This is a genomic window from Sorangium sp. So ce385, from assembly GCF_051474135.1.
GTDB lineage: Bacteria > Myxococcota_A > Polyangia > Polyangiales > Polyangiaceae > Sorangium > Sorangium cellulosum_D.
In genome coordinates this window covers 6,873,913-6,899,779 of record NZ_CP150337.1, presented here as the reverse complement: position 1 = coordinate 6,899,779, position 25,867 = coordinate 6,873,913, and the positions used below count along the sequence as shown (strand labels likewise).

The following is a 25,867-nucleotide window of genomic DNA, read 5'->3' as shown; positions in this document are numbered from 1 at the left end:
GCTTCGTCGGCTGGAGCGCTCGCGTTCCCTGGCAGCGGCGCCGCGCGCTCAGCCAGAGCGACCTGCGAGTCGGGGATGAAGCGCGTCGGCGAGCACGACCACGTTGGGCTCCTGCATCATGGTGACGTGGTCTCCGGGAACCGTACAGACGTCGACCTCGGCCACCGTCCCCCAGCCGAGCGTGGCCAGGTCTACCTCGGATAGGTCGTGGTCGGCCTGCTCGGCCCGGAAGAGCACGAGCGGGACCGGGCAGGGGCGCGGGAGATGTGTCCGCCACGCGAGCCCATGGGCCTTGCTCACGTTCAGCAGGCGACGGATCCGTGCAGGCCCGTGTCCGACCGGGAGCGCGTCGATCCGGACCAGCGCATCCATGACGCGGTCGAGCTGCTGATCGGTATCGAGGTTGAGCAAGCCATCCAGCCCGAGGCCCGTGGAGCGGCCCGTGAAGCGCTCGATGACCTGGACCATCTGGAGGAGCGAGCGAGCATCGCGTGTCCGCTCGTCGGGAAGCTCTGACGTCCGCGGCGGCCGCAGCATCGTATCGAACAGCGCCACGAGCTCGACGCCACGGCCGGCGCGGTGGAGCAGGCTCGCCATCTCGACGGCGATGAGCCCGCCGAGCGAGTGACCGGCGAGCCGTACGGGCCCCTCCGGTCGTGCTTGCACGACGAGGTTGACGTAGTGCTCCGCCATGGCGCGGAGGTCGTCGTGGGGCGGCTCGTCGTCGTCGAGCCCGCGGGCCTGGAGCCCGAAGAGCGGGGCCACGCCGCGGAGCCGCCGGACCAGCGGCACGTAGTTCCACAGCATCCCGCCACCTGGATGCACGAGGAAGAGTGGGACACCTTCGCCCGGGGCGAGCGTGACGAGCGAGCTGACAGGTCGGCCTGCGCGCGCCAGCGCCGCGAGGTTTTCGATCGTTGGCCCTTCGATGAACGCGGCGAGCTGCACCCGAACCCCGAGGCGGGCCTCGACCTCGGCGAGGAGGTGAAGGGCGAGCAGCGAGTGACCACCCAGCTCGAAGAAGCTGTCGGTGACCCCGATCGGCTGGACCTTGAGCAGGGCTTCCCAGAGGGCGACCAGCGCGAGCTCGGTCTCGTCGCGCGGGCCGATGTAGTGACCTTCCAACGCGGGCCGCTCGGGCCCCGGCGGAGGCAGGCGGGCTCGATCGAGCTTGTGGTTGGCCGTCAGCGGGAGCGCGTCGAGGATCACGAACGAGCTCGGGATCATCGGCTCGGGGAGGCTCCGGCGCAGGAAGCCCCGCAGGCGTCCGATGTGGATCCGCTGGCTCTCGGCGGGCACCACGTAAGCCACGAGCGTGAGACCGGAAGACCCGTCCTCGCGAGCTACCACGGCGCAGCTCGCCACGTCCGGGTGCTCGCTGAGCCCCGCGGCGACCTCGCTCGGCTCGACCCGGACGCCACGAATCTTGAGCTGGTGATCGATGCGGCCGAGGAAGCGCAAGAGCCCGTCGGCTTCGAGCACGCCGCGGTCACCCGTCAGGTACAGGAGATCGTCGGCGCGCGTGCCCCAGGGGTTGGGGATGAAACGCCGCCGCTGCTCATCAGGCGCGTTGATATAGCCGAGGCTGCGGAAGGGCGTGCGGATCGCGATCTCGCCGGGCTCTCCGAGCGCGCAGAGCCGCCGCTGCTCGTCGAGCACCAGCACCTGTGTGTACGGCATCGGTCGTCCGAGAGGCTGGATGCCTTCCTGGGCCGGGGTGGAGACGATGTGGAAGAATTTCTCGAGTATCGTCTCGGTCGGCCCGTAGAGGTTGACCACCGCGCCGCTACACCGCGCTCGCCAGCGCTCGACCACGCTGCCGCTCAGCGGCTCGCCGGTCGAGAACAGCCAGCGCAGGCCGTCCAGGGGGCGCTCCGCCGGACCCCGCAGCCACGACGCGAGGACCGAGGGCACCGTATGCACGACGGTCACCCTTTCCTCCGCGAACCAACGAAGGATCCGCGGACCGGAGAGCGCGTCGAGGTCGACGGGCAGCACCAGGGTGGCCCCCGAGCTGAGCGGCAGGAACATGTCGTCGAGGATCACGTCGAAGCTGAGGCCGGTGATCTGAGCGCAGCGATCCCCCGGGCCCACGCTGAAGGTTGTCCGCTGCCAGGCCAGGAAGTGGGCGAGCCCAGCGGTCGTGCCCAGCACCCCTTTGGGTACGCCCGTGCTCCCCGACGTGAAGAACACGTAGGCCGGCTCCGCTCGGTCCGCGACCCGCGGGACACGCGCCAGGTGGGCGGCGAACGAGGGCTCGGGAGACGAGCGCACCTCGTCGAGGTCGATGAACGCGACGTCGCCGAGCTCGCCGAGCTCTTCGGGCCGTGTGCCCGTGTACAGCAGCGCGCGTACGCCTGCCTCACGGCACATCACGCGGCGACGCTCGGGCGGGAGTTCCGGGCTGAGCGTCAAGAGCATGCACCGGCGGAGAAACACGCCTGCCATGGCCGTGACTACACGAACGCTCCGTGCACCAGTGACGGCCACGACATCCCCTGGCCCGAGGCCACGAGCCTCGAGCAGATCGGCGACCCCCGCCATCGCCTCGGCGAGCTGGCCGTAGCTGAGCACCGTGGTGCCCTGCGCGAGCGCGGTGCTGGCCGGGACGTCGGCGACGTGACGAGCGATGGTATGGACGAGCGGCTCGTAGTCGTCAGGCTCGATCGGCTGGCTCGGGTCGGCTCGAGCATCGTCGACCTTGGACAGGTCGAGCCGAGCACAGGCCACGTCTGGCTGTCGGCAAGCCTCGGCCAGGAGGGCCTGGTACTGTGCGAGGAAGAGCCGCATCCGAGCGTCACTGTACCGCTCGCTCGGGTAGAGCAGCTCGAATTCCAGGGCTTCGTCGAATTCGGTGGCGTAAAACTCCATCGAGAACTTGGTGCTTCGCTCGGGCGGAGCCTCGAAGCGAGCGTCGAGCCCGGGGAGGTCGAGGCGTCGCGTCTGGCGAGGCGTCAAGTTGAAGACGATGTCGAAGAGCGGGTGGCTCCCCGAGCTCCGCTCCGGCGCGAGCTCCTGCACCAAGCGCTCGAAGGGGATCTCGATATGATCGAGGCCATCGAGGAGAGCCCGCCGAACCCGGGCCAGGTTGTCGCGGAAGCTGAGCGTGCCCGAGACCTTGGCCCGGAGCACGAGCGTGTTGATGAACAGGCCGACCATCGGCTCGGTCTCGACGCGGGAGCGCCCGCTGACCGGTAAACCGACGATCAGGTCCTCGCGCTCGGTGAGCCGCTGCAGCAGCACCATGAAGCCGCACAGCAGCGTCACGAACAGGGTCGTCTGTTCGTCGCGCGCGAGCTGCTCGAGCGCGGCGCGGAGGCCCCGATCGAGCGCGGCGCCGCAGGTGCGGCCGCGCGACCCTCGGCCGACGGCGCTCCGGCGATCCGGCGGAAGGGCGAGCACGGGAGGGGGGTCGGCGAGCTGCATGCGCCAGTAGCCGAGCTCTCTCTCGAGCCCGCCCTTGTCGAGCTCGTCGCGCTGCCAGCGGGCGAAGTCGCCGTACTGCACGGGCAGCGGCGGTAAACCCGGCTCGCGCCCACGGACCAACGCCGCGTAGAGCTGCTGCAGCTCGGCCATCACCACGCCGATGGACCAGCCGTCCGCCGCGATGTGGTGCATCGCCAAGAGGAGCGTGTGGTCGTCGGCGTCGACCCGCACGAGGCTCGCGCGTAGCAAGGGGCCCGCGCTCAGGTCGAATGGCGTCCGGCTCTCCTCGGCGACGAGGCGTTGGCGCTCGGCCTCGCGCTCGTCCGCGGCGAGGGACGAGATATCGAGCTCGCGCAAGGGCGCCGGCGCGGGCTCATGAATGGCCTGCACCGGCCGGCCATCCCGCGTGGAGATGCTGGCCCGAAGCGGCTCGTGGCGGGCGACGATCGCGTCCAGCGCCGCCTGCAGCGCGGCGCGGGCGAGCGGACCGCGGAGCCTCAGGGCGCCGCAGAGGATCCGGTCAGGATCGCCGGGAGACAGGCGTTCGAGGAACCACATCCGCTCTTGCGCGAAGGAGAGCGGGACCTCGATGTCCGGGGATCGCGGGCCGGCCACGAGCTCGACGCGGCGCGGCGCCATCCCCTGCGTGCGCCGCGCGAGGCGCAGGAGCAGGAGCTCGCGCTGCGCGGGGGACAGGTGCGCAATCTGCCGCTGGAGCCGCTCTTCCGGGCTGAGCTCGGTCTCGGGGTCTCGCGGCTTGTTCGTGCTCATCGGTGCTTCCTCGGTCTCTGCGTTCGGCTCAAGCGATCTCCTGGGCGAGCAGCCGCTCGACATCATCAGGCGAGAGCCCGTCGACCTCGGCGAGCAGCTCCTCGAGGAGCTGGGGCTCGGCCCTCTCGGCGCGCCTCTGGGCGATCACCGTGGCGAGCTCCGCGATCGTCGGCGCCTGGAGGAGCGCGGCGAGCGACATCTCCACGTGAAGGCGCGCGTAGAGCCGCGCGTTGAGCTGGGTCGCGAGGAGGCTGTGGCCGCCGAGGCTGAAGAAGTTGTCGTGGACGCCGACCTCGGCGAGGCCGAACAGCTCTTGCCAGATCTCGGTCAGCTCACGCTCCAGCGGCCCGCACGGCGCCACGAGCGGCGTGCCGATATCCGGGCGAGCGTGGACCTGTGTCGAGGTGCGCCGAGCCTCGGGAGCCTTGCCCACCCACCGCTGGAGCCGCTCCTGCAAGTCGCCCGTGGAGACCACCACCCGCGCGAGGTCGCGCTGGGCCAGCACGCGCATGCAAGCCTCGGCGCCCTCCGCGGGGCTCATCTCGAACTGGCTCACACTCGCCCCGAGCCCGTGGATGACGGGGCGGACGTCGGCGAGCCGCCAGCTATCCCAGTCGATGCTCGTCCACGGGACCTCGCTCGTCCGCTGCTTGCGCGCAGCGTACGCGTTCATGAACAGGTTGGCGGCGGCGTAGGCCGCGAAGCCGAGCCCGCCGAGGACCGCCGAGAGCGACGAGACGAGGTTGCAGAAGTCCAGAGCACGGCCAGCGAGGAGCCGATCGAGGACCAGCACGCCATACACCTTGGACCTGAACTGGACCTGCGCCTGCGCGGCGTCGGCCTGCGCGATCTCGCGAAAGGCCTCGGCGCCGACGTCGCCCGCGCAGTGAAAGACGCCGTGCAGCCCGCCGAAGCGCGCGTCGACGGCCCGCAGCGCGCCCTCCATCGCGCGCGGGTCCGACACGTCGGCCTCGAGCACCAGCACCTCGGCCCCGAGCGCCTCGAGCTCGAAGACCGCGCGGATACGCCGCGAGGTCGCGTCGTGCTCTCCGCGGCCGGCGAGCCACGACGCCCACGCCTCGCGCGCGGGCAGGCTGCGGCGCCCGAGCAAGGCGAGGCGAGCCTGCACCTGACGCGCGAGCCTCCTCGCGAGCGCGAGCCCGACGCCGCCGAGGCCGCCCGTGAGCAGATAGACGCCGCGCTCGCGCAGCGGCTCGCGCGGCGGCTCGATCGCGTCGAGGCGCACCGGCTCGTAGGCCTCGACCCACCGCCGCCCGCGCCGGAAGGCCACGGCCGCGTCGCGCGCCTCGCTCGCGAGCTCGTCCAGCAGCCATGCGGCCCTGGCCGCGTCGTCACCGGCGCCCGGATCGAGCACCCGACACACGAGCCCAGGGTACTCCTGCGGCGCGACCAGCGCTGGACCGCGGATCGTCGCCTTCTCGGGGACGAGCTCGTCGTAACCGTCGACCTCGAAGAGGTGATCTGCGACCACGAAGACGCGCTCGGGCAGCGCCAGGCCCTCGGCGGTGATCGCCTGGAGCAGGCGCACGAGGCCGAAGTAGCCGCGCTCTTGGAGCCGCTCGAAGCGCTGGGCGGACGGCTCCCCGGGCATCGGCCCCGTGCACAGGCCCAGGTGGACGACGTGCTGGGGGGTCGCGCCCCTGACCAGCCCACGGAGCTCGTCCTCGAGCGAGCCCAGGGTGACGCTCGCGCCGCCGCGGCGGAGGCCCGCTACCAGCCGTTCCACGAGCTCTGAAGGCTCGCCCAGCACCAGCCAGCTCCCGGAGCAGCCCAGCCGGCGCGGTCGCGCCGATGGCTTCCAGGCGGGGAGGTAAAACCAGTCGGCGACGTCGGGTCGACGACCGCTCACCGGGGCGGACGCGGCTGTGTCCGGAGGGTCAATCCAGTAGCGTTCGCGCTCGAAGGGGTAGGTCGGCAGCGGGACGCGCCGCTCGCCTCTCCGCGCGAGGAAGCGGGCCGGATCCACCTCGACGCCGCTGAGCCAGAGCTCACCGATCCCGCGCAAGAGCGCGCTCAGCTCGGGCTGGCTGTCGAACGACCGCCGCATCGTGGGCACGACCCGGTTGTCGCGCGACCTCGCGGCCCGCTGGCGGATTGCATGCGCGCTCAGCGACTGTCCGGGGCCGACCTCGATCAGCACGCGATCGCCGTCCTCGAGCAAGCGATCCAGCGCGGCCTGCAGCCGCACGGTCCGACACAGGTGCCGCGCCCAGTAGTCAGGATCCGTGGCCTCTTCGTCGGTGATCGGCGCACCGGTGAGGCACGATAGGTAGGGGATCTCCGGTGGGCGCAGGGTCAGCTGACGCAGCACCGCGCGCAGCGGCTCGGAGATGGCCTCCATCATGGTCGAGTGATAGGCGTGGGTGCTGCGCAGCGGCTGGGTGTTGACCTGGGCCGCGCTCAGCCGCGCGCGCAGGTCGGTCACCAGGCCTTCGGGGCCTGACACCACGCACAGCGCGTCCCCGTTCACGGCGGCGAGCGACAACCCCTCGGCCAAGAGCGGCGAGAGCTCCGGCTCCGCCATGGGCACCGCGAGCATGGCCCCCCTCGGGACCTCGGCCTGGATCAGCCGCGCTCGCGCCGCGACCAGCTCGACCGCGTCGGCCAGCGAGAGCACGCCGGCGATATGGGCCGCAGCAAACTCCCCGATGCTGTACCCGACCATCACGCCAGGGCGGATGCCCCAGCTCTCGAGCAGCCGCGCCAGCGCGACCTCGATCACGAAGATCGCCGGCTGCGCGACCGCGGGAAGGTCGTCCACGCTCGCCTGGGTCTGCCCGCGGGCGCGCGCCATGATCGCCTTGAGGTCGAGTTGGCCCGCGCTCGCGGGCACCGCCACCTCGCCGAGCGCGGGATTCCGCCAACCTCGCCCGGGGTAGAGCGCGTCCCGAAGGTCGAGCTCGAGTCGGCCTTTCAGCAGCTCGGCACAGGCGTCCACGCTCGCGCGAAAGCCGGGCTCCGTGCAGTAAAGCTCCCAGCCCATACCTTCATAGTGCTCGCCGAGCCCGGGAAACATGAATGCCACGCCCGGCCGCTCGGGGCGCGATCTCGCGTCCATCCGCGAGCTCGGGTCGCGCAGGACCGCGGCCGCGTCGCTGCCGTCTCGCCGGCAGAGGGCGACGCGACGGCACTCGAACGCGCGCCTGCCACGGCGCAGCGTCGCCGCGATGTCGGGCAGGTCGGCCCGGTCTGCGTCGGCCAGGAAGTCCGCGAGCTGCTCGGTCGCCTGGTCGAGCGCCGCGGGCGTTCGGGCCGACACCATCAGGAGATCGAAGGGCCGCTCGCTCGGCTCGCGCTCGGCGGGCGGCGGCTCCTCGAGCACGATGTGGACGTTGGTCCCGCCGATCCCGAACGAGCTCACCCCCGCCCGCATCGCGCCGTCGCGCCGACACGGCTCCAGCTGGGTGTTCACATAGAACGGGCTACGCTCGAGCCCGAGCTTCGGGTTGGGCGAGCGAAAGTGCAACGTCGGCGGGATCGCCCGATGGCGCACGGCCATCGCCGCCTTGATCAGCCCCGCGATGCCCGCGGCCGCGTCGAGGTGACCGACGTTGCTCTTGACCGAGCCGAGCGCGCATCTCCCGCGTGTCTCCCCGCCGAACGCCTCGATCAACGCGGCTACCTCGATCGGATCCCCGAGGGGCGTACCTGCGCCGTGGGCCTCGATCAGATCGATCGACGCGGCGTCGACCTCGGCCATGCTCAGCGCCTCGGCGATGACCATCGCCTGCCCGGCGACGCTCGGCGCCGTGTAGCCGACCTTCACGCTCCCGTCGTTGTTGATCGCCGATCCGCGGATGATCGCGTGGATGAAGTCGCGATCCGCGAGCGCGTCCTTGAGCCGCTTGAGCACCACCATGCCCGCGCCGTCGCCGGACACGGTCCCCGCCGCGGCGGCGTCGAAGGGGCGGCAGTGGCCATCGGGTGAGAGGATGCCGCCCTCCTCGAAGCGATACCCGCTGATCAGGGGGAGGTGGACCGAGACGCCCCCGGCGAGCGCCATGTCGCACTCGAACGCCAGGAGGCTCTGGCAGGCGACCTGAACCGCGACCAGCGAGGTCGAGCACGCGGTCCCGATCGACAGGCTGGGGCCGCGGAGGTTGAGCCGGTAGGATGCGCTGGTGGCCAGGAAGGTCGGGTCATTGCCGATGGCGGTCTGGAGGTTCCCCGCGCCCGCTACCAGAGCCCGGTTCGGCCACAGGTTCATCAGCAGGTACATGCTGAGGATGCTCCCCGCGAACACGCCCACGCGCTCGGCCGTATCGGGCGTGTAGCCGGCGTGCTCGAGCGCGGCCCACGCGCACTCGAGGAACACGCGCTGCTGAGGGTCCATCAGCGCCGCCTCGCGCGGGCTGAACCCGAAGAAGCCGGCGTCGAAGCGATCCGCTCCGTCGAGCACCGCCTTGGCGGCGACGAACCCCGGCTCCCCGAGCTGGTCGCGAGCGACGCCCGCCGCGAGCAGCTCCTCGCCCGTGAAAAAGCGGATCGACTCGACGCCAGCGCAGAGATTGCGCCAGAACTGCTCGGGCGAGTCCGCGCCCGGGAATCGGCAGGCCATGCCGACGATCGCGATCGCGCTGTCGGGCTGGCTCATGCGACGCGGGCTCCTCGCCTGCGTACAGGCTTGCGCGCGGAGCGTGTCATCGCGGCCTCCGCGGGATCCCGCGCGGCCCCGCTGCCCTTCTCGATGCCAGCGCCTCGCGGCGGGCGGCCAGCGCGTTGCGGCGCGCCGCGGCCTTCTCGGCGCCCTCCGCGCGCACGTCGGTCGGCTTGGTCCGGGACAGGTGGCCCGCGAGCAGCTCGACCGTCGGGAACTCGAAGAGGTCGGTCACGAGCACCTCGACGCCGGCCTGACGCAGGCGCTCCTGGACCTCGATCAGCTGCAGCGAGTGACCGCCCTCGTCGAAGAAGTTGGTCCTCAACCCGACGCGCTCGAGCCCGAGCAGGTCGCGCCAGATCGACGCGACGAGCAGCTCGGCCTCGTTGCGCGGCGTGTCGTCGGCGACGGCCCGGGCACGGCGAAACTCCAGGCCCCGCAGCGCCTTGCGATCGAGCTTGCCGCTGTCCGCCAGCGGGAGCTCGTCCACGACCCGCACCTCGGCCGGGATCATGTGCGCGGGCAGCCGAGTCCGGAGCCGCCGCAGCACCGCGTCCGGGTCGACGCCCCGACGGGGCAGGGCGCCCCGCCGCGGCACCGCGTCGCGGGCGAACAGCTCGGCGTAGAAGCGAGTGGCTTTGAAGATGGGCGCGTGGTGCGGCGCGTCGTGTCGGAACGGCACGGGCTCAGCGCCCTGCAGAGAGAGAGTCCCATCGACTCCGTAGTCGGGGTGGAGCCGGTCTTCACACAGCTCCGCGCGGCAGCGCGCGGAGATTCGATCGCCCGCGCGCACGGCCACGCCGGGGTGGAACGCAGGGAAGAACACGGGCAGCCAGCAGTGCTCGTGCTTGAGGGTGTCGAGCACCGGGCCCGCGCCGCAATCGAGGGTGAGCCAGACCAGGAACCCGTGGAGCGTCCCCTCCCGCTGAACCTCGAACTCCGCGGCGCCGTGGCGCTCGGGGTTGACGGGGGCGCGGAAGTCGAGATCCTCGAACACCCGCGGAGCCGCGAGCAGGTGCGAGTAGTCGAGCCCACGCACGCTGAGCCGGAGATCGAAGGGATAGCCGATCTCGGCGAAGATCCGTTCGACGTAGCGAGCCGGCAGCGCGTCGAACGCGAGCTCGGCCAGGAGCGCGGCGGGCAGCTCGACCGGGGCAAAGAGCGTGACGCTGCGCTCCGGGACCATCCGCGCGCCTCCGGACAGGAGCCGCCGGACCCCGTTCATGATCATGGCAGCGCCCTCGCAGCCGCCGATCGCGCCGACGATCTCGGACACGCAGACCTCCGCCGGCTCGGGCAGCTCGACGGCCGTGGCGTCGGCGTGGATCACCTCGATCCTGTCCGCGAGGCCGAGCGCGCGGACACGCGCGGACGCCTTCTCGAACGTGTCGCGCAGCAGCTCGACCGCGTAGACCTTGCGGGCTCCGGCCTCGACGCAGAGGCGAGAAAGGATGGCCTCCGGCCCCGGGCCGACCTCGAGCACGACCCTGTCGCGCACGGTCCCGGCGAGCGCCCTTCGGTAGCTCTCGTTGCGTCGCTCGTCGCTGCTCATCGCGTGGTAGGCGAGCTCGTCGTAGACGAGGTACTCCGCGATCGACGGCCACCATTGCGGACCCGGGTAGTCACGCTTCGCGGTGACCCAGGCGACCAGCCGCGCGCTCGACTCCTCCCCGAGCGCATCGACGGCCGCGGCCCTGACCGAGGGATCCTCGCAGAGCACCGCCTCGATCTCGCCCGGCTCGATCCGAAAGCCGCGGAGCTTGAGCTGCTGGTCTCGACGACCCACGAACTCGATCTGCCCGTCCGCGAGGAAGCGGCCGAGATCGCCGGTTCGATACATCCGCGTGCCCACGCCTGCGAAGGGGTCCTCGACGAAGGAGGCGGCGGTCTGCTCCGGTCGACCCCAGTAGCCCCGCGCGACGCCAGGGCCACCGACGCACAGCTCGCCAACCACCCCGCGCGGGACGGGCCGGAGCTCCTCATCGAGGATGTACACCCGCGCGTCGCCCAGCGGCCTTCCGATGGACGGAGGCCGATCCGAGCTCGGATCGGCAGGACCCAGGCTCGCGCAGACCGTGGTCTCTGTGGGTCCGTAGGCGTTCAGGAAGAGACGCCCGGGCGCCCAGGTCTTCACGAGGTCCACCGAGCATGGCTCGCCCGCCGAGACCAGCGTTCGCAGGGCACGCAGCGGAGCCACCGGCAGCTGGGCGAGCACCGAAGGCGGAAGCGTCGCGTGCGTGACCCCGAGCCGCTCGATCCAATCGACCATCTCGCGCGAGGGCACGAGCCGATGGCGAGGCGCCGACACCAGGCATGCGCCCGCGCCGAGCGCCGTGAAGATCTCGGACACCGAGGCGTCCCAGCTCAGCGACGCGAACTGGAGCACGCGGCTCCTCGCGTCGATCCGAAACGCCTCGATCTGGCTCCGGACGAGGTGATCGGCCGACCTGTGCGCGACCGCGACGCCCTTGGGCCGGCCGGTCGAGCCCGATGTGTAGATGAGGTAGGCGAGGTCATCGACATCGACCTCGACAGCCACCGGCGGGCCGTCGGGCAGCGCGAAACCTGGGCCGACCCGCGTAACGCCGCTGACCTGCTCCCTCGGGTCGTCGGCGTCGACGAGCACGTGTGTGGCCCCGCTGTCCGCGATGATCTCCGTCAAGCGGATCTGCGGACAGCTCGGCTCCACAGGAACGTAGGCGGCCCCCGCCTGGAGCACGCCCAGCACGGTCGCGAGCCGCAGGATCGAGGCGCGCATGCTCACCACCACGCGATCTCCTCGACACACCCCCGCCCGGACCAGCCGCCCGGCGATCGCGCTCGCCTGCGCGACGAGCTCTCCGTACGAGATCGACGCGATCGCGCCGTCCTCCAGCCCCGCGAACACCATCGCCGGCGCCTCGGGTGACGCGCTGCTGCGGGCCTGAACGAGCTCGTGCAAGGTCCGCGGCGTCCCCGCGAGCGGGCGCTCGCCTCGGCTCAGCGCGAGCAGCTCGGCGGCCTCCTCGGCGCCGACCAGCGTCAGATCGCGGAGCCGACGAGGCTCCGCGGCGCACATCTGGGGGAGCAGCCGGCGCATGTGGCCGAGCAGCCGACGCATCGTGCCGCGGTCGAAGCGATGCTCGTCCCAGCCGACCCCGAGCTTGCCGGCATCGCGGATCTCGAGCATCACGACGAGGGGGAAATGGCCCCGCTCGACGAACTCGCAGTCGCCGAGCCGCAGCTCGTCGCTGGCTCGAAGGCTCTGCAGATCGAGCGGGAAGTTCTCGAACACCAGCAAGCTGTCGAAGAGCCGCGTGCCGCCCGGGACCTCGCTCCACGACTGGACCTGTCTCAGCGAGACGTGCTCCCGCAGGCGCCCCTCGACCTGCCGACGCTGAAGCTCCACGAGCCAGCTCTCGAGCTCGCGATCGGGGTCGACCTGGACGCGAGCGGGCAAGGTGTTGAGGGTGATGCCCACCATCTGCTCGATGCCGTCCAGCTCAGGCGGGCGACCCGCGACGGCGGTCCCGAACACCACGTCACGACGGCCGCTGTAGCGCGACAGCAGCAGCGCCCACGCCCCCTGAGCGAGGGTGTTGAGCGTCACCCGTCGACGCCGCGCTGCCGCCTTGAGCGCGGCGACCTCGTCCGGCGACAGGGAGACGAATTCGAGACCATAGCCGAGCTCGGGGCGGGGATCTCGCGCGACGCGCTCGATCGTCAGCGGCGTGGGCTCGGTGAACCCGCGCAGCATCTCCTTCCACCACGCCTCCGCCGAGGGCTGGGCGCGCTGCCAGGCCACGAAGTCCTTGAACGGACGGACCGGAGCGAGCTCGGGGGGCCGGCCCCTCGCATGCGCGCCGTAGCTCGCGAGCATTTCCTTGAGCAGGATCGGCACCGACCACGCGTCGAGGATCACGTGGTGCCACGTCCATAGCAGCCGATATTCGTCGTCGTTCAGGCGGACCAGCACGAGCCGGAACAGCGGCGCGCGGTTGAGCTCGAACCCGCGGGCGCGCTCCTCGGCGCACAGCGTCGCGAGCCCGGCCGCGTCGGCACGATCCCGCCAGTCGAGGATCTCGAGCGGGAGCCGGGCTCGCTGGCCGACCACCTGGAGCGGCTCCGGGAGCCCGCGCCACGCGAAGGCGGTGCGCAGGACCGCATGGCGCTCCTGCAAGGTCTGCCACGCGGCCGTGAACGCTCGCGCGTCGAGCGACCCCTGGATCGCGAGGCAGAGCTGATGGACGTACACCGCGTCAGCCTCGCCAGAGACGCTGTGAAACAGTATGCCCTGCTGCATCGGGGTGAGGGGATAGGCATCCGGTCGAGCGGTCATCGAGGTCTCCTGATCCATCTCAATCGGCGTCGAACCCGACCTGGGCGAGCGCCTGGGCCAGGTGCGCTGCGGATACGTGGAGCTCCGGCGCGACGGCGAGCGGCCGGTTCGGCTCACGCCGCCGGTCGACATACGCGGCGAGGGCCGCGATGGTCGGGTGGAGGAACAGGTCGGCCGGCCGCAGCTCGATCCCGGTCCGCTTGCAGCGAGCCACGATCTGGATGCTCCGAATCGAGTCGCCGCCGATCGCGAAGAAGTCGTCGCTCGTCCCGATCCGCTCGAACCCGAGCACCTCGGCCCAGATCCCAGCGAGGGTCGTCTCGGTGTCGGTGCGCGGGGGCACGTGCTCGCGCGCGCCCGCGTTCTCCCGGTCGGCCACGGGCAGCGCTCGCTGGTCTACCTTGCCGTTGCTTGTCAGCGGCAGGGCCGGGATCGCACAGATCAGGTGCGGCACCATGTACTGGGGCAGCTGCGAGCCGAGGAACGCGCGAAGGGCGTGGCCATCGGGCGCCTCGCCAGACCTCGGGACCACGTAGGCCACGAGCAGCCGCTCGCCTGAAGGGTGCTCACGGGCGACCACCGCGGCCTCGGAGACGTCCGGGTGCAGGACGAGGGTGGCCTCGATCTCGCCCGGCTCGATCCGAAAGCCGCGGATCTTGATCATGCCGTCGGCGCGGCCGAGAAACTCAAGGCTCCCGTCGGCCCTCCGGCGCGCGAGGTCCCGGGTGCGATAGAGACGAGCGCCCGGCGGACCGCTGAGGCGATCGGGCACGAAGGACTCCGCGGTCCGCCGCGGGTCATGGAGATAGCCGCGCCCGACCCCGATCCCGCCGAGATAGAGCTCCCCGATGACGCCAGCCGGGACCGGCGTGAGCTGACGGTCCAGCACGTAAGCTGCCATGTTCCGGATCGGGCTGCCGATCGGGGCGATCGCCTTGGTTTTGTCGACAGCTCGAACGCAGCGGATCTCGTAGTGACACTGGTCGTCGGAGCACTCCGTCGAGCCGTAGCTGTTGAGCAGCGGGACGTCGGGGTAGGCCGCCAGCCAGCGCTGGCAGAGCTCGATCGGGAGAGCGTCGCCGGTCGACACCATCCAGCGCAGCGCTGGCAGCGGAGGCGGCCCGTCCTCGGCGCCTGTGACCTCCTCGAGCAACGCGTGCAGCATCGAGGGTACGAGCTGCATCACGGTGACGCCTACGCGCTGCGCCTCGCGGACAAGCTCGGCCGCATCCTCGGCCTGGGCGTCGCTGAACACCGCCACCGTCCCGCCCTGGATCAGCGGGGCGAGGCATTGCCACACGACGATGTCGAACGTCTGGGGCCCGGTCTGGGCGAGGACATCGTCCGGGCCCATGCCGAGCTCCTCGAGCTTGCCGAGGACATGGTTCACCATTCCCGTGTGCTCGACGAGCACCCCCTTGGGCTCGCCGGTCGAGCCCGAGGTGAACATCGCGTAGGCTACATCGCGGCCGCGCGGCAGCGCAGGCGGCTCCCTGCTGTGGCCCGGGAGCGGGCTGTCGGTGTCCACGACCCGGATCCCGCGGGCGCTGGCGAACGCGCAGACTTCGTCCCAGAGCCCGAGACCCGCCGCCCGCGAGCTGACCACCACCGGCGTACGAGCGGCCGTCAGCGCCTGCTTGATCCGCTGGATAGGGTGCCGGGGGTTGAGCGGGAGGAAGCCCGCGCCGGCTCGGTTCGCGGCCAGCATCCAGGTCACGAAGGAGATGTCGCGGGGCAGCAGCACCGCGACGAGGTCGTCGGGCTGGGCACCGAGCTCCGCGAGGTGGCACGCGGCCGCCCGGACATCGCGCAGCAGCTCCGCATACCGAATCGCCCGATCTCCGCTGCGCACCGCGATCCGCTCGCCCTGCTCGCGGGCGCGGGCCTCGAAGAGCTCGACCACCGACTGGGCCTCGGGCATCGCCGCCCGTGGCCCCGCAGCGCGGGCGATCTCCTCCCGCCGCTCGACCTCGGTGAGCAGGCCGAGCTCCGCGATCGATCGATCGGGCTCCGCGACGAGCCCGCGCAGGAGCGTCTCGAAGTGGCCCGCCATTCGCTCGATCGTCGCGGCGTCGAAGAGATCGGTCGCATACTTCCACGCTCCGACGAGCCGGCCCCGCTCGTCCTCCTTCATCTCGAGGCTCAGGTCGAACTGCCCCTCCTGCTGCGGCACGGGCAGCGGCACGAGCTCGAGCAGGCCGAAGGGGATCGGCAGCTCGTCACCCGCGGGAAGGACGAACCGGCCCAGCTCCTCGAACCTGTGGAAGCGCTGGCGCAACACGAATGAGGTCTGAAAGAGCGGCGAGCGGCTGAGGTCGCGCGGGAGCTGGAGTTGGTCGACGAGGACCGAGAAAGGGTAGTCCTGGTGCGCGATCGCGCCCAGCACGCGCTCGCGCGTCTGGCGGAGGAGATGACGGAACGAGGGCGCCCCGCTCAGATCGCCTCGCAGCGCGACCATGTTGACGAGGTAGCCTACGAGATCATTGAACTCGGGGCGGTGGCGTCCCGAGGTGGGCGTCCCCACGATGATCTCGTCTTGCCCGGTGTAGCGGTGCAAGAGCACCTGGTAGGCAGCCACCAGCGCCATGAACAGCGTGCACCCGGCGTGCGCGGCCAGCAGCTTGAGCTGCCGGGTCAATTCGGCGTCAATGACCCGCCTGACCGTGGCGCCGCGGAAGGTCTGGAGCGGGGGCCGGGGCCGATCGGCCGGGAGATCCAGCGCCGGATGCTCGCCCGCCAGGACCTCCCGCCAGTAGCCTAGCTGCCGCGTTCCCTCGTCGCCTTCCACCAATCGCCGCTCCTCGGCCACGAAGCGCTCGTACCTGATCGACGGCTCGCGGAGCCGAGGGCCGCCGGACACCTCGGCCCGGTAAAGCTCGCGCAGCTCGTCCATCATGATGATGAAGGACCAGAGGTCGCTCACGATGTGGTGAATGGAGAAGACGAGCACGTGCTCGTCTCGGCTGCGCTCGAAGAGCGTGGTGGTGAGGGCCGCGCTCGCGGCCAGATCGAAGGGCCGTCGGGCGCAGGCCAGCACTGCAGCATCCAGCTCGGCCTGCGACCAGCCGCGGGCATCGATCCGGTCCAGGAGAACGGGATGATCGGCGAGCTCCCGCTGTCGGAGCTCGCCGTCATCATCAAAGGCGATCCGGAGGCAGCCATGGCGCTCCGAGAGCGCCTGCAATGCGCGCTGCAACGCGGCGGGATCGAGGTCACCGAGCACGCGCGCGGGGAGGACGATGTTATGAGCCCAGCTCTCCGGGGCCAGCTTCCACAAGAACCAGAGAGCGGCCTGACCGTGCGACGAGGGGAACCAGCGAGGACCAGACATGTTGCATTCAACCTGATGTCGGCAGGACGATCCAGGAACCACCTCGCGGCGGCGCGATGGCCTCGCCCACGGGCCTCCGCTTCTCCTTCAGGGCGCCCTTCGTCGAGCCCTCGAGCGCCTTGCGCGATCTTCAGCTTGCTCGTCACCTGGCTCACCGCTCCAGAGCTGTGGCTGCCAGGGTCCGTGGCGAAACTTGCGGCGCAACGAGGGGATGTCAACCCAAGCCCTCAGGATGCCAGTCGCCGCTGTGGATCCTGAGCCGTTGTGTCGAGGGCGCGGCCTGCTCGGCCTCCCGGCTTGCAGCCAGCCGGAATCGGCCTTGGTAACAGACGACGGCGGACGGCGGATGGGCGCAGGGGAGGTGGGGACAGCGGAGGAGCCGCGAGATCTCGCCGACGAGTTGACTCGCGCCTCGATGCGGATATGTTGACCACTGACGCTATGACAGCAGGGCCCGTGCGCGTGATCGCAGCCGCTGGCCTGTCTGGTGCGGGCAAGACGCAGGTGCTCCTCCGAGCCGCCGAGCTGCTCGGAGGAGCGCCGATCCTGCACTTCGACGAGTATGCGGCTGTCTCCACCCTCCCCATGGACATGCGGGCCTGGCTGGAGGCGGGCGGGGACATCGAGGCGTACCAGACGCCCCAGTTCGCACGAGATCTCCGCGCGCTGCGCGCGTGGCAATCGGTGACCCTCCCTGGCGGGGGCGTCGTCCAGCCCGGAAGCGTGGTGCTGGTCGAAGAGCCGATGGGGCGCGCACGCAAGGAGATGACCGCGCTCATCGACTTCGTGGCGTTTCTGGATGCGCCCTTCGACGTCCTCCTCGCCCGCCGCCTCCTTCGTCGCATGGAGGAGGAGCGCGAGCAGCTCAGCGGGAGAACCCTCGATGTGCTGCGCGCCGACCTTCGCTACCACCTGGAGCTCGGACGGCGCTTGCATGTGCACGGACAGCACGTGGTGCCTCAGGCCGCGGACATCGTGATCGACAGCACACGCCCCCTGGACGACGTTGCCCGCGCGCTGCTCCACGCTGCGGGGCTGCGCTGAGCCGGCCCTTCAGGACGGCTCCGGCACGAGCTCCAGGAGGTGCTCGGCCAGCGCGTCGAGGACAGGGTAGTCGAGCAGCAGGGTCATCGGCAGCTTTGCCCCCGTCCGCGCGGCGATCCGGTTGCGGATCTCGATCGCCATCAGCGAGTCGAGCCCGAGCACCTGAAGCGGCACGTCCGAAGGGACGGGCGTGCCGCGCATGCCGAGGACATCCCCCGTGATCTGGCGCAGGAGGGCGAGCAGCGAGCCCAGCCGCGCCTCGGGCGCGAGCGCGTTGAGGTGGTCTGCAAACGAGCCTGGGGCCTTCGCGAGCGCGGGCTTGACCTGGACGAGCTCGCGCCACAGCGGCGTGACCTGGCCCCCTTCGGCGAGCGAGCGCTCAAGAACGCCGAGCTCCAATCGGAGCAGGACCAGCAGCGCCTGGTCGCGGCCCATGGCGTCGGCCAGGAGGTCCAGTCCCTCGTCGACCGCGAGCGCCTGGATGCCCTGCCTCGCGATCCGTCCCCAGGCCGAGTCGGACATGCCCGCGGCGAGGCCCGCGCCGGACCACGGCCCCCAGGCCAGGCTATGGGCGGGCAGGCCGCGCGCCCGTCGGTGCTGGGCGAGCGCGTCGAGGAACACGTTGGCCGCCGCGTAGTTGGCTTGACCCGAGGTGCCGAGCACGCCCGCCGCCGAGGAGAAGAGCACGAAGAAGTCGAGCTCTTGGTCCAGCGTCGCCTCATGGAGGTTCCACGCGCCCCTGGCCTTGGCCGCCATGACCTGAAGGAATCGCTGGGCGTCCTGCTCGACGACGATGCCGTCGTCGAGCACCGCCGCGGCATGGACGATGCCCGTCAGCGGCAGCTCGTGGGGGACCCGCGCGAGCAGATTGAGGGTCTCGGCCTCGCGCGAGATGTCGGCCGCGACCAGCGTCACGCGCGCGCCGAGCCGCTCGAGCTCGCGCACGACGCTCGCGGCCCCTGGCGTCTCGTGGCCCCGCCTCGACACCAGCATCAGGTGTCGCACGCCTTGCTGGGCCAGCCAGCGAGCCACCTGCCGGCCCAGCCCTCCGAGCCCGCCCGTGACGATCACCGTCCCCTCCCTGAATGCAGGCGGACGGCCCGACCCCCTCGGCGCGGGGACGAGCCGAGGAACGAGCACGCTGTCGCCGCGGATCGCCAGCTCGGGCTCCTCCGCCGCCCGCGCCAGCGCCTCGGGGAGCCTCGCCAGCGCGACGAAATCGTCCATATCCACGCACGTGAGCCTCCGATCCGGGTGCTCGGATCGGAAGCTGCGAGCGAGCCCCCAGAGCGCCGCCGCGCCCGGATCATCACATCGACCAGGACCCATCGCGCGCTGGGTCACCCAGATCATCGCGGTATCTGCGCCGCCGCGCGCGTGCGTCTGGAGGAGCGTGAGCGCCTGGCCGGCCACCCGCTCGAGCCCCTTCGGCGTCGGCTCCGCACCCCAGACCACGACCACGCCCGCGAGCCCGTCACCGACGCCATGCTCACGACCGAGGTGGCTCAGCGTGGCGCGCGTCGCGGCCTTGCGCAGCTCTTCCACCAGCGGCTCCAGCGCGGGGTGCTCGCCGCCGCCGTCGACGACCGACCACTCACCCGCGAGCGCCGAAGTGGCGCCGAGAGACGGCCGCGCTGTCCAGGCGAGCTCATAGAGCCAGCGAGCGGAGCGATCGTCCTGCTTGCCCAGGACTTCACCCCGGGGCGCTCGGCGGATCGCCAAGCCTTCGACCTCGATCACGACTCCATCTTCGCCCCAGTACACGAAGTCGCTCGAAATCTGGCCCTCGGCCCGATCGCGGACATGATGCCGACACTGGCGAGCCTGCGCGCCTGGCCGCCAGACGAGCCGGTGCAGCCCCAAGGGCAGCCACGCCTCGTCCATCGCGCGCCAGGCCGTGGCCGCCAGCCCGAAGCCGTTGTCGAGCAGACCGGGGTCGACCGGCGCGAGCGCCCGCGAACCCCGACCCAGGGGCGGCTGGAGGCTCGCAAAGGCGGTATCACCGATCACCCACAGATCGGTCAACCAGCGCCAGCCGGCCGACCAGGCCACGCCGACCGCCGCGAGGGCATCGAACACCTCGGCCGCGGAGCGCATGGCTCCGCGCGGCGGCTCGGGCGGTCGCGGCGGGGCTGCGCCCCACGTGCCCAGGAGCCCCTGTGCATGCAACCTCCAGCCCGCTGGCGCGCTGTCCTCGCTCGCGAGCTGCGTTGAGAGGGTGAAGCGAAATCCGTCGCCCTGCGGCGTGAGCTGGACGTGGATATCGACCTCCTCGTCGAGCACCAAGGCCTGCATGTACTGGACATCCTCGAGCCGGATGGCCTGACCGGGCCAGCGCTGGGCGGCGATCGAGAGGGCGATCGCGAGAAAGTAGGAGCCTGGGACCACGACTTGCCCGTACACGCGATGATCCGCCAGCCCTGGGTGCTCGCCGAGCCGCAGCCGCAGCACGTGGTGCGCCCCCCCGTCCGGCAAGCCCCGCTCGAGACCCGCGAGGGGGTAGGCCCCCGCGCGTCCGTGGAGCGGCGCCTCGGGCTCGGGCAACCAGTAGCGCTGACGGTCGAACGCGTAGGTCGGGAGCTGGACGCGGCGGGCTCCCCGGCCAGCAAAGACCGACTCCCAGTCGATGTCGACCCCCTGCTCGAAGAGCGCGCACGCGGCCGCCAATACGCTCTCGACCTCATCATGATCGCGCCGCAGCGACGCCACGAAGGTCAGCCCGGCGTCTTCGGGCAGGCAGCCCCTGGCCATCCCGCAGAGCACGGGGTGCGGGCCGAGCTCGAGCAACGTCCCGACGCGACCGAGGGCGGCCACGCCGTCCATGAAGCGGACCGGCTCACGGACCTGCGCGAGCCAGTAGTCGGGCGTGAGGATCTCGGCCCCCGCGAGCCGACCGCTGACGTTGGACACGAGGGGAATCGTGGGGGGCCGGAACTCGAGCCCCTCGAGCTCGGCCCGAAAGTCGTCGAGCATTGGCTCGATACGCGCGGAGTGGAACGCGTGCGAGACCTGCAGCCGCTGCGAGCGGACCCCCTGCTGCGCGAGCGCACCCACGACCTGCATCACGCGGCCCTCGTCCCCCGAGAGCACGACCTGGGCCGGGCCATTGATGGCTGCCACCGACACGCCCGCGGTCAAGAGCGGCGCGACCCGCTCGAGGGAGGTCGCCACCGACACCATCGCCCCGCCCTCGGGCAGCGCGTCCATCAGGCTAGCCCGCGCGCGCACGAGCCGGCACGCATCGCGGAGCGAGAACACGCCCGCGACGCACGCCGCGGTGACCTCACCGAGCGAGTGGCCGAGCACGACGTCGGGCCGGACGCCCCACGACTCCCACAGGCGATGGAGCGCGTATCCGACGGCGAACAGCGAGGGCTGAGCGCGGCCCGTGCGCTCGAGGTCCGTGAGCTCCAGGAGCCCAGGTTGCCCCAGGAGGTCGAGTGCCTCGGCGAGCGCGTCGCGAACCACGGGATAGGCCTCGGCCAGGCCCCGCGCCATGCCCGCGCGCTGCGCGCCTTGCCCGGTGAACAAGAAGGCAAGGCGCGCGGAGCTGCTCGGCTTGAGCTCGCGTGCGCGGAGGCGCTCGCGAACCTCGTCGGCGTCTCGGCCGACCGCGGCCAGGCGATGCTCGAAGTGACTCCGGCGCGTCGCCAGCGAGTAGGCCACATCGACCAGCCGCTCCTCCGCGAGCGCCCGGCTCGCGAGCAAGCGCTCTGTCTGCCCGGCCAAGGCGGCGGGGCTCCGGGCCGAGATCACGATGGGCGAAGGCCGGCGCGCGGCTTCACCATCCCGCGGCCGCACGAGCCCGAGGCGGTCGAGCGCCGCCCGCGTCTCTGCCAGCGCCGCGAGCTCGTCCTCGCCTCGTCGGACGGAGCTCAGCACCTGCCCGAAGCGGCCGTGCGCCTGGACGTCGGTCTCGAGTGAGCGCCGGTTGAGGGCGTGGGGCCCCACCTCGATGAACACGCTGTGTCCGTCCGCGAGCAGCGCGTTCACCGCGCCCGAGAAATCGGCCGGCTCGGCGAAGTTGCGCACCCAGTGCTCGGGCCCGGCGTCGAGATCCTCCAGCCTGCCTCCGGTGACCTCCGAATAGAAAGGTACGCTCCCGCGCCTGGGCTCGACGCCTTCGAACGACGCGCGCAGATCGGGGAGCAACCAATCGACGAGCGGCGAGTGCGGGCTGACGTCGATGCTCACGCGTCGCGCGAAGATCCCCCGGCGGGCGGCGGCATCGAGCACCTCGTTCAGGGCGACCGGCTCACCCGCGAGCACCGTGCTGGTTCGGCTGTCGCGGATGGCTCGGAACACGCGCCCCTCGTGGCCGACGAGCACCTCGGCCGCGGCGTCCCAGGGCAGCCCGATCATGCCCATGCCGCCGAGGCCTCGCTGCCGCGCGATGACGTTCCCGTAGCCGCCGATGACCTGCATGGCGTGCTCGAGGCTGAGCACGCCGGCGATGCAAGCGGCCGCGATCTCACCCGTACTGTGGCCGACGACCGCCTCGGGCTCGACCCCCCACGAGCGCCAGAGCTCGGCGAGCGCGATGTCGAACGCGATGATCGCGGGCAGGCTGACCTCGATGCGGTGGAGGCGGGATCGCTCGGCGGGCGCGCGCAGCTCGTCGACCAGCGACCAGCCCGCTGTCGCTCGGAGCTGGCGGTCGCAAGCCTCGATGACGGCGCGAAAAGCCGGCTCCGCGTCGAGCAACGCGGCGCCCATGCCGACCCACTGCGCGCCCTGCCCCGGGCACACGAACACCACGCTCGGGCGCCAGCGGCGGACCAGGGCGTGGCTGTTCGTGCCACCGAGGCCGAACGAGCTCACACCCGCAGTGGCGCCCGGATCCGACCACGGCTCGCGCTCCGTCTGGACCCGAATGCCGAGCGCGCTTTCGTCGATGAGCGGGTTCGGTGACTCGTAGTTGAGGCTGGGTACGAGCTCGCCGCGATGGAGGCACAGCGCCGTCTTCAAGAACCCGACGAGCCCGGCCGCGCCCTCGAGGTGCCCCACGTTCGTCTTCGCCGAGCCGACCCGCAGCGGGTCCCGTCGGCCCGGCGCGTTCCCGTAGACCTTGCCGAGGGCGCTGGCCTCGATGGGATCGCCGAGCGGCGTGCCGGTGCCATGGGCCTCGACGTACTGGACCTCGCCCGGATCGACCCCCGCGCGCCGGCAGGCCTCGCGGAGCACGTCGGCCTGCGCGCGAGCGTTGGGCGCCGTCAGGCCGTTGCTGGCGCCGTCGTTGTTGACAGCGCTGCCCATGACCAGGCAGTAGACGCGGTTCCCTTCGGCGAGCGCCTGCGAGAGCCGTTGCAGCACCACCACGACACCACCTTCGCCGCGGACATAGCCGTTGGCGCGGGCGTCGAAGGTGTAGCAGCGTCCGTCGGGCGACAGGACGCCGCAGCGCTCGACCCCGAGCGCGCTCTCCGGCAGGATGTTGAGGTTGACCGCGCCCGCGAGCGCGAGGGTCGCCTCGCCGCTGCGCAGACCCTCGCAGGCGAGGTGGATCGCGACCAGCCCCGAAGAGCACGCCGAGTCGATGGCCATGCTCGGGCCACAGGCGCCGAGGAAGTAGGAGATTCGATTGGCGACGATGCTCCGTTGGTTGCCGGTAGCCGTGTAGGTGGTCTGACCTCGGAGCCCTCGCTGATGGATGAGCGCGTCATAGTCGGACCAGATCAAGCCGCAGTAGACCCCCGTGCGACTGTCACGGATGTCCGAAGCTCGAATGCCGGCGTCCTCGACCGCCTCCCAGGCCAGCTCGAGCATCAGCCGCTGCTGGGGATCGAGATCCGTCGCCTCGCGCGGGGAGATCCCGAAGAACCGCGCATCCAAGGCGTCGATGCGATCGAGGAAAGCGCCCCAGCGGAGCCGCTCGCTCCCCTCGGGGCGAGCGTCGCCGAGCTCCGCGTAGATGGCCTCGGCCGTCCAGCGATCGCGCGGCACCTCGCCGACCGCGCTTTCGCCATCTCGTAGCAGCGTCCAGAACGCGTCGATGGACTCCGCGCCCGGGAGCCGACAGGCCATGCCCACGACCGCGATCGGCTCGTCGACGACGGCGCGGGCCATCGGCGTCGGCTGCGGCTCCCGCCCCGGCGACGCGAGGTGGGCCACGAGCGCGACCATGGTGCTGTGCTCCCAGAGCAACGTCGGAGACACCCGCCGCCCCAGCTTCTCCGACAGCGCCGCCGCCACCTGAACGGCTCGCTGCGAGTCGAGCCCGTGGCGGTGAAAGCTCGCGTCGTGGTCGAGGGTGTCGGCTGGCACGCCGAGGGCCGCGGCCAGCTCGGCGCGGACCAGATCCATTATCCGCTTCCGTTCCTCCAACATCCGGTCTTCTCCCTCTGCGATCGATCCTCGGTCGGCTCAGCGAGCGACCCTACGCGAGCTCCAGGGGCCGAGGTCGATCCAGACAGCAGCGTTACTCTCCTGCGCTCTCCTGCGCCGCGGCTACCAGTTGAACGGCCCCTCCACCTCGTGAAGCTTGTCGCCGCCGGGAATCGAGTAGTGGAGCACCAGCGAGAAGCGCGACTTGCCGGGCTTGCGGCGCTTGTCTCCGCCGTGGATCTGCAAGGGGTGCTGGAAGATGACGTCGCCCTTCTTGATCGCCAGCGGCTTCCACTCCCTGCCCTCGACGGCTTTCTTCAGGTATTCGTCCTCCTGGTAGCGCGTCTCCACGTGGCACGTGCGGAGGTTGGTCTGCGGGTAGTTGGTGTGGCCTGGCCAGAGCGGGACGCGATGCGAGCCGGGGTACACGGCGAGCGGGCCCGCGTCGGGGTCGACGTCCTCCGCCGCCACCCAGACGCCGACGAGCCGGTTGGCCGGGTGGATGTGGTACGAGCACAGATCCTGGTGGAGGGTCACCTGGCTGCCCCACTTGAACGCGATGGCGTTGATCAGAACCGGGTCGTCGGCGAGGATGAGGTGCGTCATCCGGAGGATGGCGTCCGCCTTGGTGACGGCGAGCGCTGCCTCGCTGTGGGGGTGGTAGTAGTGGACCCGCCAGATCTGGCTGTCGCGCAGGCGGATCCGCTCCTCCAGCGGCCAGCTCAAGAGCTCGGCGTGGTCGACAGGTCCAGGAGGTCGACCTTGGATGTGCAGGCTCATCACCTGCAAGCCCTCGAGGACCTGATCGGTCGTCCAGAAGGCGTCGATGTCGGCCCGGCACCGGTCGAGCGTCTCCATGTCGTCCGCGTCCGAGAGGGCTCCTTCGATGACGAAGTAGCCGTCATTGACCCATCGGTGGAGCAGCCGCGCCTCGTCCCCGCTGATCAGACCCTGCGCGAGCCGGGCGTCTATCTGCGCGCTCGCGTCCGCGCGATCGAGCCACGGCACGTCGGTCCGGTCCTGGTTCCAGGGGCGGCCGCGCTGGGCGACGAGCGCAGGCGACGATCCGTACCACTGCGGCGGGGGATACATCCGCTCCTTGCCGACCCAGCTCTGGAACGTGTAAGGCTCTGGACTACGGATATCCATGATGTGCCCTTCCCCGGGATCGCCTTGCTGTGATCCCAGGACTGCCGGCGACGTCAGCGCCGGCGACATTCCGCGCAAAACCGCGATTCCATAGAGTTCGCATCGCCGGTACACCTGTCCATAGGCTCGCAGTGGAGAGCTTCTGGCGCCGCGCGCTCGCCGATCCGGGTCGAGGCTGGTCCCTGGCGCTCTCCGGGGGGTCCGGGTGGAACGTACGCCCTACATCCAGCGCCCGAGTCGAGCAGGCCCTGGTACAACTGTCCTTGGATGCGTTTCTGCCAACCACTACCAACCTCAGGGCACCGTACTAGATCGTCAATAGCTCTGTGGGGGAACCATGATCGCTCTGGTTGCACATTGGAAGCTCCGCGATGGGTGTCCGGACGAGCTCGACCGAGCACTGAAAGGTCTCTGTAAGGAAGTCGAGCAGAACGAACCGGGCACGCTCCTCTTCTCGGTTGGCACGCCTGGTGCTTGGCCGCCCATCGGACCTCCGCCGGACTACGAAGTGGTCGATCTCGCCCCTCAACCTCGGCTCGCCAACGAGCTGGTCTTCATCGAAGTCTACGCTGATGCTGAGGCGTTCGCGGCCCACCTTCGCGGCAGCTTTCGGGTGTTCCTCGATCGGCACCGTCATCGCTTCGAGACGCCCTGGCAAGGCCAGCCGCGGCCGACGGTGACCTGGATCGATCCGCGCTGGGTGATGTCGCGGCAGCCGTCGGCGCTCAGCGTGCCGAAGGAGCGCCGTGTCGACGAGGGCAATGCCAACGGATCGCTGGCCGACATACCCCCGCGAGACGAGGATGCGGTTCGTTGATGGTGGACGACTCGGAGGTGGCGTGACCGTCAATTCCGGACGGAGCTCTCCGCAGTACCGCGAAAACAC

General features: G+C 71.0%; 8 protein-coding genes. 2 read left to right on the top strand and 6 right to left on the bottom strand.

The annotated features are described in order from the left end of the window. Nucleotides 1-48: 48 nt before the first annotated feature. The 4 genes from WME83_RS25005 to WME83_RS24990 are packed head-to-tail and all read right to left on the bottom strand — an operon-like array spanning nucleotide 49 to nucleotide 16,464. Nucleotides 49-4,197 carry a non-ribosomal peptide synthetase gene (locus tag WME83_RS25005; RefSeq protein ID WP_437321793.1) on the bottom strand — a complete coding sequence of 1,383 codons (4,149 nt, stop codon included), beginning with the start codon at nucleotides 4,195-4,197 and terminating at the stop codon, nucleotides 49-51. Nucleotides 4,198-4,225: 28 nt separating this feature from the next. Then, entirely contained in the window at nucleotides 4,226-8,812 is a 4,587-nt protein-coding gene (locus tag WME83_RS25000; protein WP_437321792.1) for an SDR family NAD(P)-dependent oxidoreductase, read from the bottom strand. Between the two features lie 46 nt (nucleotides 8,813-8,858). Continuing rightward, on the bottom strand, nucleotides 8,859-13,133 hold the full coding sequence (locus tag WME83_RS24995) for an amino acid adenylation domain-containing protein (protein ID WP_437321791.1): 4,275 nt from the start codon (nucleotides 13,131-13,133) through the stop codon (nucleotides 8,859-8,861). 19 nt (nucleotides 13,134-13,152) lie between these two features. Beyond that, nucleotides 13,153-16,464, bottom strand: coding sequence for a non-ribosomal peptide synthetase (locus tag WME83_RS24990; protein ID WP_437321790.1), 3,312 nt, complete (start codon nucleotides 16,462-16,464; stop codon nucleotides 13,153-13,155). Nucleotides 16,465-16,920: 456 nt separating this feature from the next. Here WME83_RS24990 and WME83_RS24985 point away from each other — a divergent pair, with 456 nt between their 5' ends. Then, nucleotides 16,921-17,508, top strand: a complete 588-nt coding sequence (locus WME83_RS24985; RefSeq protein WP_437321789.1) for a hypothetical protein — start codon at nucleotides 16,921-16,923, stop codon at nucleotides 17,506-17,508. A 9-nt stretch (nucleotides 17,509-17,517) separates the two neighbouring features. Here WME83_RS24985 and WME83_RS24980 read toward each other — a convergent pair whose 3' ends face one another. Continuing rightward, nucleotides 17,518-23,835: an SDR family NAD(P)-dependent oxidoreductase gene (locus WME83_RS24980; protein ID WP_437321788.1), complete on the bottom strand. Its 6,318-nt coding sequence runs from the start codon at nucleotides 23,833-23,835 to the stop codon at nucleotides 17,518-17,520. 120 nt (nucleotides 23,836-23,955) lie between these two features. Then, nucleotides 23,956-24,981 carry a phytanoyl-CoA dioxygenase family protein gene (locus tag WME83_RS24975; protein WP_437321787.1) on the bottom strand — a complete coding sequence of 342 codons (1,026 nt, stop codon included), beginning with the start codon at nucleotides 24,979-24,981 and terminating at the stop codon, nucleotides 23,956-23,958. Nucleotides 24,982-25,318: 337 nt separating this feature from the next. On the opposite strand from WME83_RS24975, the gene WME83_RS24970 reads away from it, so the two are divergent. After that, complete coding sequence (locus tag WME83_RS24970) at nucleotides 25,319-25,798, top strand: putative quinol monooxygenase (protein WP_437321786.1); 480 nt, start codon at nucleotides 25,319-25,321, stop codon at nucleotides 25,796-25,798. Nucleotides 25,799-25,867: the final 69 nt, after the last annotated feature.